Origin of the sequence: Archaeoglobus profundus DSM 5631, from assembly GCF_000025285.1 — an archaeon.
In the GTDB taxonomy this organism is placed as follows: Archaea; Halobacteriota; Archaeoglobi; order Archaeoglobales; family Archaeoglobaceae; genus Archaeoglobus_B; species Archaeoglobus_B profundus.
Genome location: NC_013741.1, coordinates 140,268 through 156,251, shown reverse-complemented (window position 1 = coordinate 156,251; position 15,984 = coordinate 140,268). Strand labels below are relative to the sequence as shown.

The following is a 15,984-nucleotide window of genomic DNA, read 5'->3' as shown; positions in this document are numbered from 1 at the left end:
GCGTAATAAACTTATCCGAAAACGTGAGCCGTGTTGGTAGAGAGGGTTAAATCCCTACCATTCGAGAGAGCGGAAATCCCGTTTCTAGTTAGGATTGCCGAGGAAATCGAAAAGTCAAGGCTCGACTTACCTGTCCTTTACGCTGGTTCAAGTGATGATTTAGAGCATGCGGTTATACTCGGAGATAGGCTAATTTTCGTCGATTCTCATCTCCCAGAGACAAATTTGGCTGAGATAAGAAGAAAAGCTGCGAAGTTCGGCAATATAATAAAAGAAAGACGTGTTGGCAAGCTTGGAAGCGGTGGAAAGCACATTCTGAAGTTCGAGTTTTTAGGAGAAGAGATAGAGCTAACGTACTATGCTGAAGATGCAACAGAACTACTCAAAAACCCTCCAAAGGAGATTAAAGATGGACTTTCGGTTTACTTCGTGAAGGTTCCTCTCCCAAAAGAGCCGAAAGTTGGTTCTCTAAGATCGCCTGAAAGCCTTGCAAAAGCTTTGAAACTCGTCGCTTTAAACGGATTTTACCTTGAAAGGGAATGCCCGCTTTGCAGAGTTTTGAAGCCAGAGGTTCTGGGATTTGAGTTAATTGCATCAGGATACATATCTGCTTTGTCAGTTTACAACGAGAAGGGGAATCTTTACAGGAAGGTGAAGGATGTTGAAAATCTCGAAGAACTTTTGAAACTTGACCTCAGCCTTTCTTCAAGTGCTGAATGTATGTTAAAGCCTTTGTAACAATACCATGCAAAACTGCCAACTCTCTCCTCGTTATCAAGGAACGACCCAAAATTCTTCTCAAAGCTATTTTTGTTCTCTCGATTCTATGCCTCGGATACCAAGTCTCAAGCATTAGCTTTTCGAAGTTCTCGACGAGCTTCTCAATTTCTCTAGCAGTGACTATCGTTTTGTCCTCCAAACCGTATTTTCCTTTACTGAGCTCGTACAGAATGACAGCTACAGCGTGACTGACATTCATGACAGGATACTCCGGATTTGTGGGAACCGACACAAGCATGTGACAGAGTTCAAGCTCTTCATTAAACAATCCGTAATCCTCTCTACCAAATGCAACCGCTATCTCTCCTTTTTTCCCCTCCAAAAAATTTCTAAACTCTTCTGGTGTAAATATAGGCTTTCTGATGTATCTCTCATAGCTGTAAGCTGTAACGCCAGTAGTTCCAACGAGCATGTTAACGTGATCTAGTATATCGTCAAATTTTCTTAACACGACAGCGTTCCTCAAGATATCCCTTGCATGCGAAGCTGTTTTGAAAGACACCGTTGTAACTTTACAGTTGTAGAGATACAGCTTCTCAAATCCGAAGTTCTTCATCACCCTCGCGACAAATCCAACATTCTCAGGAATTTTCAATCCTACTAGGTAAACGCTTATCATATCACCGATCTAAGAACCTCAAGGTTTTTGAGTATGTAATTTTTAGCGTTACCCTCAACAACATCCTCATGCCCCGGATAGAGACATTCAACATCCAAACTCGCCAGAAGCTCAAGAGACTTCAGTAGATCGTATGGATTCCCGCTCGGAAAGTCATATCTTCCGAATCCGTATTTGAAGACTGTATCTCCGCTAAATAACCACTTTTTATCTGGTTCGTAATAGCAAACGCTACCAGCTGTATGACCAGGTGTGTGAATAACTTCCAGCCTAATCTCGCCGAGTTCAAACGTTTCCCCTCCTCTGACAAAAATATCTGGCTCAAAATAGTAGACGTAACCCAGTGTGGTTAAACCTCTCCTGAGTAGATCAAACTCTATGGAATGCATTACAACCTTACAACCGAACTTCTTCATGTCTGGAACAGCCATTGCATGATCAAAGTGGGAGTGAGTCAGAAAGATGTAATCCAAATCTTTGGGATTTATAAACCTTTGAAGGGCTTTTATTAAAAAGGCGGAATCTCCACCCGTATCTATGAGAGCTATTTTCTCGTCCAGTATGAGATAGACGTTCGCTCCAAGCGGTGGCGTAACAATTCTTATTGGCTTCATTCACTTAAGGTTCAAGGCGAGACTTTAAATCTTCCTAAACCATCATGCATAGATAGAGATTTTGCGCATTGATATTTGTAGCAAATTTTGCAATGCTGATTTTGAGGAAAGCTTACCGATTTCAATAGCTACAAACAAAAAGATAAGAGATAGTCAGATGGAATTCAAGTATATTCGCTTTGGATACTCGGTTAAAACTTCACAGCCGTTCTTCCTAACAACTACGACATCCTCTACCCTCACACCGCCGATATCCTTATAATACAAACCGGGTTCAACTGTAAAAACCATCCCAGCCTCTAAAACAGTCTCATTTTCGAAGATTCTCGGTTCTTCGTGAACTTCCAATCCGACTCCGTGCCCTGTTGAATGTATGAACCCTTCATTAGCTTTCTGTCTAAGAGTCTTGTAGCCGTAACTTTCGAGGACATCGCATACGGTGTAATGAACATCTTTAGCGGTAATCCCCTCTCTGATTATTGAAATAGCCTTTTCCTGAGCCTCTATAACCGCGTTGAGCATCTCTTCAATTTTATCGTTGCGATTTACAATAACAGTTCTCGTGAAGTCCGAGTAGTAGTAATGCTTCCTGCTCCTCGGAAATATATCCATCACTACGTGATCTTCGACAATTCCACCGCTTGCATGCGGAATTGCCGACAACTTTCCAGATGAAATGATCGTATCACTTGCAAGGTATCCTTTGAGGTATAGGTAGTTCTCTATTCTCTCCCTTATTCTATCACAGCTTTTCTCCCTTCTCAAAAGCTTGAGAGCGAATTCAAAAGCAGATATTATTGCCTTGCTCGTATCCCCTATGTACTCGATTTCCTTCTGAGTCTTAACAGCCCTCATTTTGAGAAACGGACTCTTAACAACTTTCACTTCGAAAGCTTGGGAGAGAGGAATTGCTAGGTACGCTGGGAAGTCTGTGGGAATTCCAACCCTCCTAGCTTTATGAGTTTTTAACAACCTTATCAGCATCTCCGCTTGAGCCTTTCTCGAATCCTTAAGCTCCTTTCTTAGATCGTGATAACCCAAATCTCCAAAGGATGCAATCTCCTTGACCCTGCTTTCCCTAACAGCCCTCTCCTTCTCCATATCCGGAACGAGTAAAAGGTCAGTTCCGTCGTTTCCCACAATGTAGAAGGCTAGATCGATTGCTTTGAACTTCGTTGCATAGTAGAGGTTTATATCCGCATGTTGAACGAAAAAGTCGTAATCGTTGAACTCCATGCAATGCGCAACACTCGACACTTGATAACTTTTTCAGTGAGCATCGCTTATGTGCACATGCTCCTCCAACTTCACAGCCGAATCACCATACACCTCTCTAAGAACATTTACAGTCAAAACATCTTCAGGCTTTCCGACCCTGTAAAACGTTCTGTTCAGGACTACGATTTCGTTTGTATACCTCAAAAATAGAATGGGATCATGCGAAGTTAGAATTACAAGTTTGTCCTTAGCTAAACTTCCGATAAGCTCCACGAACTCAACTTTCCCTAAGGGGTCTATTGCTGAAAGAGGTTCATCTAAAAGCAGGACTTCGGGATCGTAAACCAGAGCTCTGGCTAACAACACCCTTTGCCTTTCGCCACCACTCAATTCATTAAAAGGCTTGTTCCACTCTTCTCTTGGTAGATGGACGAGCTTAAGGGTTTCTTCAACCTTTTTGATATCGCTACTTTTGGCAAACCTCGGAAACCTCTTTCTGTGCAGTAGTAATGAATCCAGAACTATCTCAAAAGCTGTTAAAGGTATCCCAACATCCTCAGAAAGCTGGGGCATGTATCCAACTCTATAACCAACCTTTTCTGGCTTTCCAGTTATATCTTCACCGTTCAGCAGAATGCGACCTTTAACTGGCTTTATTAAGCCTAAAATTGTTCTTAGAAGCGTTGTTTTACCACTTCCATTCGGGCCTATTATCTGATACAGCCCAGACTCAAATCTCAGATTCAAGTCTTTCAGTATAACTTCACCGTTCAAAATCACATCGACATCGAAAACTTCGAGTGTGCACACCATTTAAAAACTTATATGCAGATCGTGCACATAAGGTTTGCTATGAGAGCTTTGATCTTGATGATTATCCCTCTCCTTGTATGCAAAGCTAGCGCTTTAAGCATAGTTACGACATTTCCGAGCCTAAAAGAGGATGTTAAGCTTATAGCGCCAAATGACTCGATTTATGCAATTCCCGCCTTCTCTCACGATTACGAGCTAACGCCGAAAGATGTGGAGGTAATTAAGAATGCTGACATTGTGATTTCTACAGCACACACGCACTTCGAAAGCGAAATTGCGGAGATGAAAGAGAGAGGGGAAGTGAAAGGCGTTCTTTTTGAAATTCCAAAGATTAAGGGCATTGTCTTTCTGAAGTATCCAGAAAGCGGTAAGATCAACCCGCATATGCCAATATACGATCCGTACAACTACGAGATCTTCATTAGGGCCTTGGCTGAAGAGTTGCAAAAGCTGAATCCTTCCGAAAACTACATCGAAAGAGCAGAGAAGGTGTGTAAAGAAGTTGAAGATATTGTAAACAAAGCCAGAAAGTTGAACGGAACTGCTTTGGTCGACTACCCCTACGCTCAGTACGCTGTAACTTGGATGGGTTTAAAGGTTGTTAGTATTGCATTCGAAGCTCCTACTACACCAGAAACTTTCAAGAAAGTCGATTACCTTGTTTTGACAAGAAATTCAACAAAATCCGAGTCGCTATTAGAAAATGTCGAATACAGCAAGGTTATCTATATCGATTCGCCGTTTGTTGAGAAGAGTATTCCAGAAAAGCTGAAAAGCATCGAAGTTAAGGAAAACATAGCTAAAAAAACGCCCGGCTATACCGCAGTTCTGGCAATTCTTGCTTTGGTGGTGTTATGCTTGAGAAATGGTTTGCGACTGTAGTACTTGCATCGGCCATGTACGGATTGATAAGCCCACTTGTCTATGCTAGGAGACTACAGTTTCTATCAGCTGCATCCTCTCATACAGCTTTGCTGGCAGTTCTACTTTCTATACCACTCTCAGCTTACATTCCAAGCTACATCTCTGCGATTTTGATAGGTTTGGGTCTAATATATTCAGTCGGTTACGCGATAAACAGAGGTGTCGAACCCAATACAGCAACATCCATTTTAGTCTCCTTTACAGCTTCTACGAGCGTTCTGGCTATGTACTTCGTCATAACGCACTACGAAATTGCAACGGACATATGGGCGATGATTTTGGGAGATCCTCTCTTGGTGACTTGGAGCGATCTGAAGTTCTTGAGTACTGTAACTATATTCGTCATTTTGGTGACTGTCTTGACTTACAGAGAGCAGTTCCACATAGGTTTCGATAGGGATTGCGCAATCTTGGCTGGAATTAACGTGAAGTTGTACGATTTAGCCTTCTACACCATTCTGGGGATTTCAACTGTTGCGATGCTGAAGGTAGTCGGATTCGTACTACAACACGTTCTAATACTGCTACCGTGTGCAATTGCAATGAAGTTTGCGAAGGGATCGAAGGGTTTGATTGTTTACAGTGTCTTGATCAGTGTTATCTCTTCGATAGTAGGATTGTCCATCTCGCTAACCTTAAATCTCTCGCCATCTGGAGTTATAGGTCTAGTAATGCTTACTTTCTACTTAGTAGGGTGGTTAAAATGAGGAGGTTCGGAGTTTCAATTCCTGAGGACTTGGCCAAGGCTTTAGACGATTTAGCTGAAAAATTGGGAGTTTCGAGATCAGAAGTTGTTAGAGAAGCTCTGAGGACTTATTTAGCTGAGCATACTCACTATACGGTAAAACACAGATGCTGCGGGATGATAACGGTTGTTACGAGGGGATTTAAGGACTTAACTGCCGTTGAGAAGTTTAAGGAGGTAGTGAACACATTTTCTCACATTCACGTTGAAGATTACTGCATAAGCAGCTTTGTCGTTTACGGAGATTCAGATAAGATTGCAGAGTTGCATAAGGCTTTGCTGAGAGTTTCAGAGAATGTGAGGTTCATACCACTCGAATGCAAGGTATTTAAACTCTGAACGAAGTTAAAGCATGGAGTTTGTGGAGAGATATAACGGCTCTGGATTGCTGATAGAGGTTGAGAAAATACTCTACGAGTTTAAAGGTGTTCAGCACATTCAGATTTTCCAGACCAAAAGCTTTGGAAAGATGCTTGTTTTAGATGGCAAAATCCAGCTTACTGAGAAGGATGAATCCTTCTATCACGAGATGCTCGTTCATCCCGCAATGTTAATGCACGAAAATCCAGAGAAAGTTCTTGTAATCGGTGGAGGAGATGGTGGAGCTGTCAGAGAAGTGCTCAAACACGATCCGAAAGAAGTAGTTATGGTTGAGATTGACGAGAACGTTGTAAAGGCCTGTAAAGAGTACATCGGGATAGATAGGGGAGCTTTGGAAGATCCAAGAGTTAAGGTACTCTTCGAGGATGGATTGGAGTTCGTCAAGAGCTGCAAAGATAAGTTTGATGTCATAATTGTTGATGGAACTGATCCTAACCCCATAAGCCAAGCTCTGATTTCAAGTGAGTTTTACAGGGACTGTGCCAAGATATGTGACTATTTCGTTACTCAATCCCAATCCCCGTTTGCTCAGCCCGATTACTTCAAGTCAATATATAAGAATGCGAGATTCAAGAATAAGGCAGTCTATTTGGGCTTCGTTCCCACATATCCACACGGACTTTGGAGCTACCTGATTGCATCTGACAGAAGGGAGATTGTACTCGATTTGAATGTGATTAAGGAAAGATTTGAGAATAGAAAAATTGAAACTGTTTACTACACACCCGAAGTCCACATTTCGGCCTTTGCCTTGCCGAGGTGGATTGTCAATTTGATCTCATAAATTTTTACGAATTAGCGCCTTCTAACGTAAAACCTCTTACCCCCAAATTCTCTGACCTCAAGCTTCCCTTCATTTATCAGCTCCTCAACCACACTGAAATCAGCATTATCCTTCTTTAAAATTTCTAGAACAGCCTCCTCCCTAAGAGGATGAACAGAAGTTATACTCAGCAAATCCCTCTTTGCATCTCCGCTAAAACCGAAGTTCAAATCCTCGTAATCTGTCAGTAAATCGACTTTGACGTACTTTGAAAATACTTCATAGGCTTTCATGACTACATAAGGATTGGCAGGCTTAACCCATCTCTCCGCTGGAGGTCTTATAGGTATTGAAATATAGGCTCTATCTGGCTTCAACTCTCTTAAAAAATTAGCTATATTTTCGAAATCGTATTCAAACCCGTCTAAAAGCATTGTTTCTGTAATCAAAGTTCCGCTATAATTTCTTGAAAACTCGAGCATACCTTCAAGTATTTTATCCAGCTTTAGGTCTCTGTGAGGTCTGTTTATCCTCCTCCAGAGTCTTTCGTTTGTTGTATCGAGTTTTAGAGATACCAAATCGAAAAAGCTCAGATCATGCCTGACATCTTCCATCCAAATCAATGAGGAGTTAGATATTACAGCCACTTTGCCCAAATCCTTTAGTATCTCAGCAGATCTACCCAAATTTATGTCAAGCGTTGGCTCTCCATTTGGAACAAACGTTATGTAATCTACCTTCTCTTTAAGAACGTTCTCCACAGCTTTCCTTATCTCTTCGGGCTTGTAGAATGCCCTTCTTTCAATTGTGAGATTCTTAGTTCTTCCAATTTGACAGTATACACAGGAGTAGCTGCAAAGCTTTTCCGGCAGGTTATTCACACCCAAACTCTTTCCCAGCCTTCTTGAGGGAACGTAGCCGAATATCATGAACTAAAAAGTTGAGAAAAATCAGATCGAAGTTACCTTACTCCCTCTCGACATCGAAACAACCCCCGTTCTCGCAACCTCCTTTATGCCATACTGCCTCATTAAATCGATGAATGCGTTGATCTTTTCCTCATCACCAGTAATCTCAACTATGAAGCTGTCCCTCGCCACATCAACGATTCTCGCCCTAAAGATGTTGGCAATCTCGATTATTTCACCTCTCCTGTCTGGAGGCGCGCTTACCTTCACCAAAGCTAGCTCTCTATGAACACTGTTTTCCGTGACATCACTGACCTTTATTACTTCAATCAGCTTATTCAACTGTTTCGTTACCTGCTCAACAGTCTTCTCATCCTCGTTGACAACGATAGTCATTCGAGAGATATCATCTCTCTCTGTTGTCCCAACGGATAGGCTATCTATATTGAATCCCCTCCTCCTGAAGAGCGATGCAACTCTTGCGAGGACACCGGGCCTGTTCTCAACCAAAACAGCTATGTATTTCTTCATCCCAACACCTCCCTAAGCGATTTGCCCGGTGGAACGAACGGGAAGACGTTCTCTTCCACTTCAACGTGGAAGTCAATCACAACGGGCTTATCAACATCCCTTGCTTCTTTAAGTGCATCCTCAACCTCACTCGGTTTCTCAACGGTTATTCCGTGAGCCCCAAACCCTTTGGCAATCTTCTCAAAGCTGAGTTCAGGATATCTGAGCCTTGTGGCAGAATAGCGTTTATTGTAGAATAGTTCTTGCCACTGTCTGACCATTCCAAGGTACGCATTGTTCAAAACGCAAACTATGACGTTGATACCGTAATCGACGGCTGTAGCAAGCTCTTGAATGTTCATCAGGAAACTACCGTCTCCAGCTATGTCTATCACGACTTTATCTGGAAACGCAACCTTTGCACCTATTGCAGCCGGGAATCCGAATCCCATCGTTCCCAGTCCACCGGAAGTTATGAACTGTCTAGGATACTTAACTTTGAAGTACTGTGCAGCCCACATCTGGTTCTGTCCGACTTCAGTAGTCACTATTGCGTCTGGGAAAAGCTCGTATACTTTCTCTATCACAAATTGTGGTTTTATCACGTCCTCTCGATACTCATATTTCAATGGATACTTCCTCCTTAGCTCGTTAACGTAATCGAACCACTCCTTCCTCGCCTTAAACTCGATGAACTTGATAATCTCTCTCAAAACATGCTTAGCATCTCCCACTATTGGTACATCTACTCTTACGTTCTTACCTATTTCCGCAGGATCTATATCTATGTGGATTATTTTTGCATTTGGAGCAAATTCATCAAACTTTCCAACCGTTCTATCACTGAACCTGCATCCGACAGCTATTATCAAGTCGGCATCCATTACAGCCAAGTTTCCATACTTTGTCCCGTGCATTCCTATGAATCCCAAGCTAAGTGGATGTTCCTCCGGAATAGCACCTTTACCCATTAAGGTAGTTACAACAAATGCAGGGATCTTCTCAGCCAGCTCTAGGACTTCAGGATGAGCGTTTGATATTCTAACTCCGCCTCCCGCTAATATTATCGGTCTCTCAGACTTCATTATAAGCTCTACAGCTCTTTTAATCTGGTTGGGATGTCCATGTATTTTGGGTTTGTATCCCCTTATCTCGATCTTCTCAGGGTAATCGAAGTCTATGTCAGCCTGAGTAACGTCCTTCGGCAGATCAATTAGGACTGGACCCGGCCTTCCTGTTGAGGCTATATAGAAAGCCTCCTTAACAATCTTCAAAACCTCCTTCTCATCCGTAACGAGGTAGTTGTGTTTTGTTATTGGCATGGTTATGCCCGTTATATCCGCTTCCTGAAACGCATCATTACCGATCATCGCTCTTGGAACTTGTCCCGTGAAGACTATGAGAGGGGAGGAATCCATGTAGGCTGTCGCAATTCCTGTAACCGTGTTCGTGGCACCGGGGCCAGATGTTGCAAATGCGACTCCGACCCTGCCGCTAGCTCTTGCGTATCCATCAGCCATATGAACTGCTCCTTGCTCGTGCCTTGCGAGTATGTGGGTTATGTTCGAATCGTATAGAGCATCGTAGACTTCCATTATCGCTCCACCGGGTATGCCAAAAGCTACTTCGACACCCTCCTTCTCCAAGGCTTTGACGATCGCATCAGCAACCCTCATGGAAAACCACCCGAACAAAACTGAGAATTTACTCTACCAACAAAACTACCAAGCTTACAGAAATAATAATAGAGTTTACGTAATGTGTATGCATTGAGCAAAGGGAGAACGTTACAATATTTATACTTTACTGAGCTTTTAACTTCGTGAAGACAATCGGGCTGTTGGGAGGAATGAGTTGGGAATCAACGCTTGAATACTACAAGATAATAAACGAGGAAGTTGCCAAAAGACTGAATGGTCTTCACTCAGCCAAGATAATTCTCTACTCCTTCGATTTCAGTGAAATAGCTGAGCTTCAGAGTCAGAATAGGTGGAACGAGCTCGGCGAGATTCTTGCAGAAAAGGCTAAGATTCTTGAAAATGCTGGTGCAGACTTCATTCTCATATGCACAAACACCATGCACAAGGTAGCTGATTATGTTCAGAGCAGGATAAACGTTCCTCTCCTAAGCATAATAGACTGCGTAGCTAGAGAAGTCGTGAAAAGGGGAATTAAAAGGGTTGGACTCTTAGGGACAAAGTTCACAATGGAAGACGGATTTTACGAAGATGGTTTGAGAAAATACGGCTTAGAAGTAGTTATTCCGGATGAGGAGGACAGAAACGAAGTGCACCGCATAATTTTCGAGGAGCTTTGTAGGGGAATTTTCAAAGACTCTTCGAAGAGAAAACTGATTGAGATTATCGAGAGACTTAAAATGAAGGGTGCCGAGGGAGTTATTTTAGGCTGTACAGAACTACCACTCCTTGTTAAACATGCAGAAATTCCGATTTTTGACTCAACAAAGATTCATGCAGTCTACGCTGTTGAATTTGCCCTTAAATGACTATGCTGAATGATTTTATTGATAAACTGAAGGAACTCGTGGAAATAGAAAGAAGGGCGCAGATAGAGGCAATGCTAAACGAGATAAGATTTCTGAGTGGAGAGGAAAGGGAGCTAAGGGGTAGAGCAATTTTAAATCTCAATGGGAAGGTTGTTGGAGAGGAGTTTGGTTATAAGCTTGTAAAGTATGGAAGAAGAAGGAAAATTGAGACAAACATCAACGTCGGTGATTTGGTTCTGATAAGTAGAGGAAACCCTTTGAAAAGTGATCTTGTAGGTGTTGTGGCAGAGAAGGGGAACAGATACATTGTTGTAGCTTTGGAAAACGTTCCAAGTTGGGCTTTAAAGGATGTGAGGATCGATCTTTATGCGAATGATGTCACATTCAGAAGATGGATAGAAAATCTAGAGAATTTGGGTAACGTTGCTTTAAAAGCTCTGAAATTTGCTTTAGGACTTGAAAAGCCGGATGAACCTGAAAAGGCTTACTTTGAGCCAGTTGACGAGCGTTTAAACGAAAGTCAGAGAGAGGCGGTAGCTCTGGCTTTGGGTTCAAACGACTTCTTCCTAATTCACGGACCTTTTGGAACTGGAAAGACGAGGACTCTTGCCGAAATTGTTAGGCAGGAGGTCAAAAGGGGAAGGAAAGTATTAGCTACAGCTGAGAGCAACATAGCCGTTGACAACCTCGTCGAACAACTCAGGGATTTGAACATTGTCAGGTTGGGACATCCTTCAAGAACTCAGCTTAAATCTACAACCCTCTCAGCCAAAGTTGTTGGCCATGAGAGGTATAAAGATGTTGAAGAGCTTAGAAGTAGGGCTGAAAGGCTGATCAAAGCAAGAGCCAAGTTTAGAAAGCCAACTCCAGCTTTGAGGAGGGGTTTGAGCGATGAAGAGATTTTGGAGCTTGCCGAAAAGAAGAGAGGAGCTAGAGGAGTCTCTTGGAAGGTCATAAGGTCTATGGCCGAGTGGATAAAGCTTAACAAGTTGATAGAAGAACTTTTGAATAAAGCGAGAGCTTTAGAGGAGGAAATAGCGAGAGAAGTGATTGAAGAGGCTGAAGTTGTTTTGGCAACGAATTCTACCGCGTTCACAATCGATATCAATTTCGATGTCGCAGTTATAGATGAGGCAACGCAATCAACGATTCCAAGCGTTTTAATTCCCATAAACAAGGCTGAAAAGTTTGTTTTAGCTGGAGATCATAAACAGCTCCCTCCTACAGTCTTAAAAGCTGAGGAACTCAGTAAAACGCTCTTCGAGATGCTAATAGAGAAGTATCCCGAGCATTCGAAAATGCTTGAAATTCAATACCGTATGAACGAGAAGCTGATGGAGTTTCCAAATAAAGAGTTCTACGGAGGTAAGTTGAAAGCTGATGAGAGTGTTAGGAACATAACCCTTGCAGACTTGAGAGTTGAATCGGAAGATGAGATAGTGAATCCAAGGAACGTTTTGATCTTCCTAGATACGTCAAAATGCCCAGATAGATTTGAAAGGCAGAGAAAAGGATCGACTTCGAGAGAAAATCCACTCGAAGCTAAGATCGTTACCAAAATAGTCAAAAAGCTTGTCAGAGCGGGAGTTAAAAGGGAGTGGATAGGAGTAATTACACCTTACGAGGATCAAGTTGATCTTCTCAGAAGGATGATAGATGTTGAAGTAAACACAGTCGATGGCTATCAGGGGAGAGAAAAGGAGGTAATAATCATTTCGTTTGTAAGAAGTAACAGAAGAGGAGAGATTGGCTTTTTAGAGGATTTGAGGAGGTTAAACGTTGCATTAACGAGGGCTAAGAGAAAGCTGATAATGGTCGGGGACTCAAAGACGCTCTCAACTCACGAGACCTATCGAAGATTAATCGAATTTATCAAAAGGGAAGGTAAGTTCGTTTCAATCTGCTGATTCAATCAGAAGACCCAAATTCAATCCTATCTCAAGCCAAGCCCAAGCCCAGACTACACATTCAAAAGCTCTAACGAGATCTCCCTTTTCGAAAAAGTATTCCGTGTCACTTATGTATGCCTTTATGTTTCTCAGAAACTCCTCTCCTTTCTCGTTGCAAGCGGAAACTTTCTTAATCCTCTCCTTTATCTGCTCAAGCCACTTTTTAGTTTCAGAAATCAGCTCTTCCTTTTCACCCATAGCGTCAACCCCTCCCTCCTAACTACAACTACTTCATCTCCCTTCTTAAGCTCCTCATCGCTCTTACAACGCCATATCTCTCCCCTAACTTTGACAAACCCCTTACCGTCAGAGAATTCGACTATTTCTCCAATCTCTCCAACAACTTCCCCAACCCTCGCCCTTATCTCCCTCGTCTGGAATATCCTTATCACCGCATAACTCATGAAAGATGCTAAGCCTATGCTCATACCAGCAATGAGGTAGAGAAAACTTCTGTAAAACTCTTCGGGCATCAAAGGCTCTTTTACCAGCATTACCGATCCTAAAACGATAACAACTATCGATGCGATTGCCAAGATTCCATGAGCTGGTACGAATAATTCGAGAATCAGCAGAATTGCACCAATTATTATCAGAACAAGTCCCAAGTAATCGAAGTTTATGACCTGAAGTCCAAATAGGGCGAGGATTAAGCAAACGATTCCGACAATCTCCAATCCTATTCCGGGAGTTGAAAATCCAATTATTAATGCGTATACTCCGATTAAGAGAAGTAGAGATGCCACTATTGGATTGCTCAAAAATCCTACGATTTCAGACTTAAGAGATTTACTCACCTTAACAACCCTTTCTCCTCTAAGGTGCAACATGACGTTTTTACCATTTAAATCCACCTTCCAGCCATCAGCCTTCTCAAAAAGCTCTTCTCTGCTATCAGCCAAGATATCTATAACACCCTTCTCGTAAGCCTCTCTCGCAGTCAAACTTATTCCTTCAGTAACAAACTTTTTTACAATCTCTTTCGGCCTTCCTCTTGCTTCAGCAATACTCTCCAAATAACTAGCCACGTAATTTATCGTCTTGTTTTTCTCCTCCTCACTCAAACCGACTGGTGTTGCAGAACCTAAAGATGTGCCGTTTGCCATTGCGGAGATGTGCCCAGACAGTAGGATTATCGTGCCAGCTGAGGCCGAAAATGCCCCTTTGGGTACATAGGTTATTACGGGGATTCCGCTATTCATTATCGTCGATACGATCTCCTTTGTTGAAGAGAGAAGTCCTCCGGGCGTATCTAAGACTATCAAAACGGCTTGAGCATTCTCCCTCATAGCCAAATCGAATCCCTGCCTGACTAACTCCACAGTCCCTTGATTGATCTCGCCTTTGATGTCTATCTCAACTATTAGAGCTTTGGCTTGGGGGATTGCGAAGATGAAAATGAGAATTACCAGTAACGTTTTTCGCATAGATCACTTAGACTTGAACGTTTTAAATGTTGTTAGAAAATGGTTGTAGGGTTTAGAAGTAATAATAATACTCACCCTTTGCCTTCTGCTCTCTATCTAATCTCGAACCTATCTTATTGACACGAGGTCTCTTAGTTTCCTCATCCCTTCTGAACGTGATACCCAAATCTGCTAGGAATGTGTTCATACCTTCCCTCATACCCATAGGCTTTCTTGCAATTCCTCTCTTCCCCGGCTCTCCCTGAAACACCATAAGTCTGTCACTTACCATATCTATCAAGTAGATGTCGTGATCTACAACGAGTACGCTCTTCGAGAAGTTTAAGGCAAATCTCCTTATTATTCTAGCAACCTCTATCCTCTGTTCAACATCCAAATGGGCTGAAGGTTCATCGAGTAGATACAAATCGGCCTCTCTAAGCAGGCATGCAACTATTGCAACTCTCTGCAACTCTCCACCGCTTAATTCATCCAGATTCCTGTCCATGAGTTTATCCAAGCCTAAGGGCTTTATGAACTCTGTTTTGTAGTAAGAGGAGTCGATCATTGGATTTATCTTCCTCAAAAAAGCTCCGACTTCCATGCTGACATCAGCTTTAACGTATTGAGGCTTGTATGAAACTCTGACATTCAGCTTTACCTTCTCCTCGTCATCTTTCAAAACACCAGCGAGTATCTTCACAAAAGTCGATTTACCGGTTGCATTCTTACCTACAACGCCTAAGACTTCTTCACATCTAATGTCTCCCGCCTCAGCCTCAAGTCTAAAACCGTTTAGGGTTTTTGTGAAGCTGGGATACTCAACAAGGATTTTTTCACTAACATCCTGTCTTGGCTGGAATATGTCGAACTCTATAGGCTTCTCTCTTATCCTCACGTTCTCCTCAGCTAAGTAACCTCTCAGATACTGATTTATACCAACCCTGACACCTTTAGCGTTTGTTATGATACCGTAAACTCCCGGTTCACCGTAGCTTATGTGGACAAAATCTGCGAGCATGTCGAGAATAGCCAAATCGTGCTCTACTATAAGAACCGATTTGTTTTCAGCTCTTTCCCTTATAACTTTAGCACAGTTCATTCTCTGATAGATATCGAGATAAGAGGTTATTTCATCGAGGAAGTAGAAATCGGCATCCTTCATCAGACATCCAGCTATCGCGATCCTCTGCAACTCTCCACCACTCAAATCCTTCACATCTCTGTGCAAACAGTTCTTCAGTTCAAGCTTCTCAACCATCTCGTCCAAAATTCCAAGCTCATCAGCCCTCTTAAGTAGATCTATCACCTTACCCTTGTAAACCCTCGGAATGGCCTCGATATACTGCGGTTTTACGCTAACCCTTATCTTGCCTTCAGCCAAGTCCTTAAAGTAATTCAAAAGCTCTGTACCAGCAAATCGCTCGAAGATTTCTTCCCATGTGGCCTCTTCCTTTCCCAAATTCGGTTTTAGCTGACCTGTCAGTATCTTTACTGCAGTGGTCTTACCAGTTCCATTTGGACCTAGCAATCCTACAACGTAACCCTTTCTCGGAATGGGCAGCCCGTATAGAACAAATCCATTTTTGCCGTATCTGTGAACCTCCTTCCCCTCAAGCTCGTGAGGTAAGCCTACGATCGTAATAGCCTTAAATGGACACTTCTTGACACAGATACCGCATCCAACGCAAAGCTCCTCTGAAATTTCTGCCTTATCCTTTATTACGATCGTATCCTCTGCACCAGTCCTGACCTTCGGGCAGTATTTAACACACTCCTGTGAGCACTTCTTCGGCTGACATCTGTCCTTATCTACCACTGCAATTCTGATCTTCTTCGTCATTTTCC

General features: G+C 42.5%; 17 protein-coding genes. 7 read left to right on the top strand and 10 right to left on the bottom strand.

Translation table 11 applies throughout. The features are described from left to right. Positions 1 to 30 precede the first annotated feature (30 nt). Positions 31 to 738, top strand: coding sequence for a hypothetical protein (locus ARCPR_RS00905; RefSeq protein WP_012939589.1), 708 nt, complete (start codon positions 31 to 33; stop codon positions 736 to 738). Here ARCPR_RS00905 and ARCPR_RS00900 read toward each other — a convergent pair. From ARCPR_RS00900 to ARCPR_RS00885, 4 genes are all read right to left on the bottom strand, one after another. Continuing rightward, on the bottom strand, positions 695 to 1,399 hold the full coding sequence (locus tag ARCPR_RS00900; protein WP_012939588.1) for an RNA methyltransferase: 705 nt from the start codon (positions 1,397 to 1,399) through the stop codon (positions 695 to 697). The genes ARCPR_RS00905 and ARCPR_RS00900 overlap by 44 nt on opposite strands. Further along, positions 1,396 to 2,013 carry an MBL fold metallo-hydrolase gene (locus tag ARCPR_RS00895; RefSeq protein WP_012939587.1) on the bottom strand — a complete coding sequence of 206 codons (618 nt, stop codon included), beginning with the start codon at positions 2,011 to 2,013 and terminating at the stop codon, positions 1,396 to 1,398. Before ARCPR_RS00895 ends, ARCPR_RS00900 begins: the two co-directional genes overlap by 4 nt. 153 nt (positions 2,014 to 2,166) lie before the next feature. After that, on the bottom strand, positions 2,167 to 3,249 hold the full coding sequence (locus ARCPR_RS00890; protein WP_012939586.1) for a M24 family metallopeptidase: 1,083 nt from the start codon (positions 3,247 to 3,249) through the stop codon (positions 2,167 to 2,169). Between the two features lie 33 nt (positions 3,250 to 3,282). Further along, positions 3,283 to 4,044: a metal ABC transporter ATP-binding protein gene (locus ARCPR_RS00885; RefSeq protein ID WP_012939585.1), complete on the bottom strand. Its 762-nt coding sequence runs from the start codon at positions 4,042 to 4,044 to the stop codon at positions 3,283 to 3,285. Positions 4,045 to 4,083: 39 nt separating this feature from the next. On the opposite strand from ARCPR_RS00885, the gene ARCPR_RS00880 reads away from it, so the two are divergent. From ARCPR_RS00880 to speE, 4 genes are read left to right on the top strand one after another with little or no spacing between them, the layout of a single operon-like run. Then, positions 4,084 to 4,926 carry a metal ABC transporter solute-binding protein, Zn/Mn family gene (locus ARCPR_RS00880; RefSeq protein WP_187286413.1) on the top strand — a complete coding sequence of 281 codons (843 nt, stop codon included), beginning with the start codon at positions 4,084 to 4,086 and terminating at the stop codon, positions 4,924 to 4,926. Further along, entirely contained in the window at positions 4,899 to 5,675 is a 777-nt protein-coding gene (locus tag ARCPR_RS00875; RefSeq protein ID WP_012939583.1) for a metal ABC transporter permease, read from the top strand. Before ARCPR_RS00880 ends, ARCPR_RS00875 begins: the two co-directional genes overlap by 28 nt. Beyond that, entirely contained in the window at positions 5,672 to 6,052 is a 381-nt protein-coding gene (locus tag ARCPR_RS00870; RefSeq protein ID WP_012939582.1) for a CopG family ribbon-helix-helix protein, read from the top strand. The genes ARCPR_RS00875 and ARCPR_RS00870 overlap by 4 nt, the downstream gene beginning before the upstream one ends. 13 nt (positions 6,053 to 6,065) lie before the next feature. Next, the gene (gene speE, locus ARCPR_RS00865) at positions 6,066 to 6,878 is read left to right on the top strand and encodes a spermidine synthase (RefSeq protein WP_012939581.1); all 813 of its coding nucleotides are present in this window, start codon (positions 6,066 to 6,068) and stop codon (positions 6,876 to 6,878) included. Positions 6,879 to 6,889: 11 nt separating this feature from the next. On the opposite strand, the gene ARCPR_RS00860 is transcribed toward speE, so the two are convergent. From ARCPR_RS00860 to ARCPR_RS00850, 3 genes are read right to left on the bottom strand one after another with little or no spacing between them, the layout of a single operon-like run. Further along, positions 6,890 to 7,786 carry a radical SAM protein gene (locus ARCPR_RS00860; protein WP_012939580.1) on the bottom strand — a complete coding sequence of 299 codons (897 nt, stop codon included), beginning with the start codon at positions 7,784 to 7,786 and terminating at the stop codon, positions 6,890 to 6,892. Between the two features lie 21 nt (positions 7,787 to 7,807). Further along, a complete protein-coding gene (ilvN, locus tag ARCPR_RS00855; RefSeq protein ID WP_012939579.1) occupies positions 7,808 to 8,296 on the bottom strand; it encodes an acetolactate synthase small subunit in 489 nt (162 codons plus the stop codon). Next, a complete protein-coding gene (locus tag ARCPR_RS00850; protein WP_012939578.1) occupies positions 8,293 to 9,951 on the bottom strand; it encodes an acetolactate synthase large subunit in 1,659 nt (552 codons plus the stop codon). Before ARCPR_RS00850 ends, ilvN begins: the two co-directional genes overlap by 4 nt. Before the next feature lie 146 nt (positions 9,952 to 10,097). On the opposite strand from ARCPR_RS00850, the gene ARCPR_RS00845 reads away from it, so the two are divergent. Both ARCPR_RS00845 and ARCPR_RS00840 read left to right on the top strand, forming a co-directional pair. Next, entirely contained in the window at positions 10,098 to 10,781 is a 684-nt protein-coding gene (locus ARCPR_RS00845; RefSeq protein ID WP_012939577.1) for an aspartate/glutamate racemase family protein, read from the top strand. Next, positions 10,778 to 12,688, top strand: a complete 1,911-nt coding sequence (locus ARCPR_RS00840) for an IGHMBP2 family helicase (RefSeq protein ID WP_012939576.1) — start codon at positions 10,778 to 10,780, stop codon at positions 12,686 to 12,688. The genes ARCPR_RS00845 and ARCPR_RS00840 overlap by 4 nt, the downstream gene beginning before the upstream one ends. Here ARCPR_RS00840 and ARCPR_RS00835 read toward each other — a convergent pair. Genes ARCPR_RS00835 through ARCPR_RS00825 form a run of 3 tightly spaced genes read right to left on the bottom strand, consistent with a single transcriptional unit; the run spans position 12,677 to position 15,979 of the window. After that, on the bottom strand, positions 12,677 to 12,928 hold the full coding sequence (locus tag ARCPR_RS00835) for a DUF357 domain-containing protein (RefSeq protein WP_012939575.1): 252 nt from the start codon (positions 12,926 to 12,928) through the stop codon (positions 12,677 to 12,679). The two genes, ARCPR_RS00840 and ARCPR_RS00835, sit on opposite strands and share 12 nt — an antisense overlap. After that, positions 12,907 to 14,157 (bottom strand): NfeD family protein, encoded by a 1,251-nt coding sequence (locus ARCPR_RS00830; RefSeq protein WP_012939574.1) that lies wholly within the window; start codon positions 14,155 to 14,157, stop codon positions 12,907 to 12,909. The genes ARCPR_RS00835 and ARCPR_RS00830 overlap by 22 nt, the downstream gene beginning before the upstream one ends. Before the next feature lie 52 nt (positions 14,158 to 14,209). Continuing rightward, the gene (locus ARCPR_RS00825) at positions 14,210 to 15,979 is read right to left on the bottom strand and encodes a ribosome biogenesis/translation initiation ATPase RLI (RefSeq protein WP_012939573.1); all 1,770 of its coding nucleotides are present in this window, start codon (positions 15,977 to 15,979) and stop codon (positions 14,210 to 14,212) included. Between the last annotated feature and the right edge of the window lie 5 nt (positions 15,980 to 15,984).

What these genes read in the sequence shown, in the direction of transcription:
- ARCPR_RS00830 (WP_012939574.1), bottom strand. Translation starts at nt 14,157, where the DNA reads ATGCGAAAAACGTTACTGGTAATTCTCATTTTCATCTTCGCAATCCCC.
- ARCPR_RS00885 (WP_012939585.1), bottom strand. Translation starts at nt 4,044, where the DNA reads ATGGTGTGCACACTCGAAGTTTTCGATGTCGATGTGATTTTGAACGGT.
- ARCPR_RS00900 (WP_012939588.1), bottom strand. Translation starts at nt 1,399, where the DNA reads ATGATAAGCGTTTACCTAGTAGGATTGAAAATTCCTGAGAATGTTGGA.
- ARCPR_RS00895 (WP_012939587.1), bottom strand. Translation starts at nt 2,013, where the DNA reads ATGAAGCCAATAAGAATTGTTACGCCACCGCTTGGAGCGAACGTCTAT.
- ARCPR_RS00835 (WP_012939575.1), bottom strand. Translation starts at nt 12,928, where the DNA reads ATGGGTGAAAAGGAAGAGCTGATTTCTGAAACTAAAAAGTGGCTTGAG.
- ARCPR_RS00890 (WP_012939586.1), bottom strand. Translation starts at nt 3,249, where the DNA reads ATGGAGTTCAACGATTACGACTTTTTCGTTCAACATGCGGATATAAAC.
- ARCPR_RS00825 (WP_012939573.1), bottom strand. Translation starts at nt 15,979, where the DNA reads ATGACGAAGAAGATCAGAATTGCAGTGGTAGATAAGGACAGATGTCAG.
- speE (WP_012939581.1), top strand. Translation starts at nt 6,066, where the DNA reads ATGGAGTTTGTGGAGAGATATAACGGCTCTGGATTGCTGATAGAGGTT.
- ARCPR_RS00840 (WP_012939576.1), top strand. Translation starts at nt 10,778, where the DNA reads ATGACTATGCTGAATGATTTTATTGATAAACTGAAGGAACTCGTGGAA.
- ARCPR_RS00875 (WP_012939583.1), top strand. Translation starts at nt 4,899, where the DNA reads ATGCTTGAGAAATGGTTTGCGACTGTAGTACTTGCATCGGCCATGTAC.
- ilvN (WP_012939579.1), bottom strand. Translation starts at nt 8,296, where the DNA reads ATGAAGAAATACATAGCTGTTTTGGTTGAGAACAGGCCCGGTGTCCTC.
- ARCPR_RS00870 (WP_012939582.1), top strand. Translation starts at nt 5,672, where the DNA reads ATGAGGAGGTTCGGAGTTTCAATTCCTGAGGACTTGGCCAAGGCTTTA.
- ARCPR_RS00860 (WP_012939580.1), bottom strand. Translation starts at nt 7,786, where the DNA reads ATGATATTCGGCTACGTTCCCTCAAGAAGGCTGGGAAAGAGTTTGGGT.
- ARCPR_RS00880 (WP_187286413.1), top strand. Translation starts at nt 4,084, where the DNA reads ATGAGAGCTTTGATCTTGATGATTATCCCTCTCCTTGTATGCAAAGCT.
- ARCPR_RS00850 (WP_012939578.1), bottom strand. Translation starts at nt 9,951, where the DNA reads ATGAGGGTTGCTGATGCGATCGTCAAAGCCTTGGAGAAGGAGGGTGTC.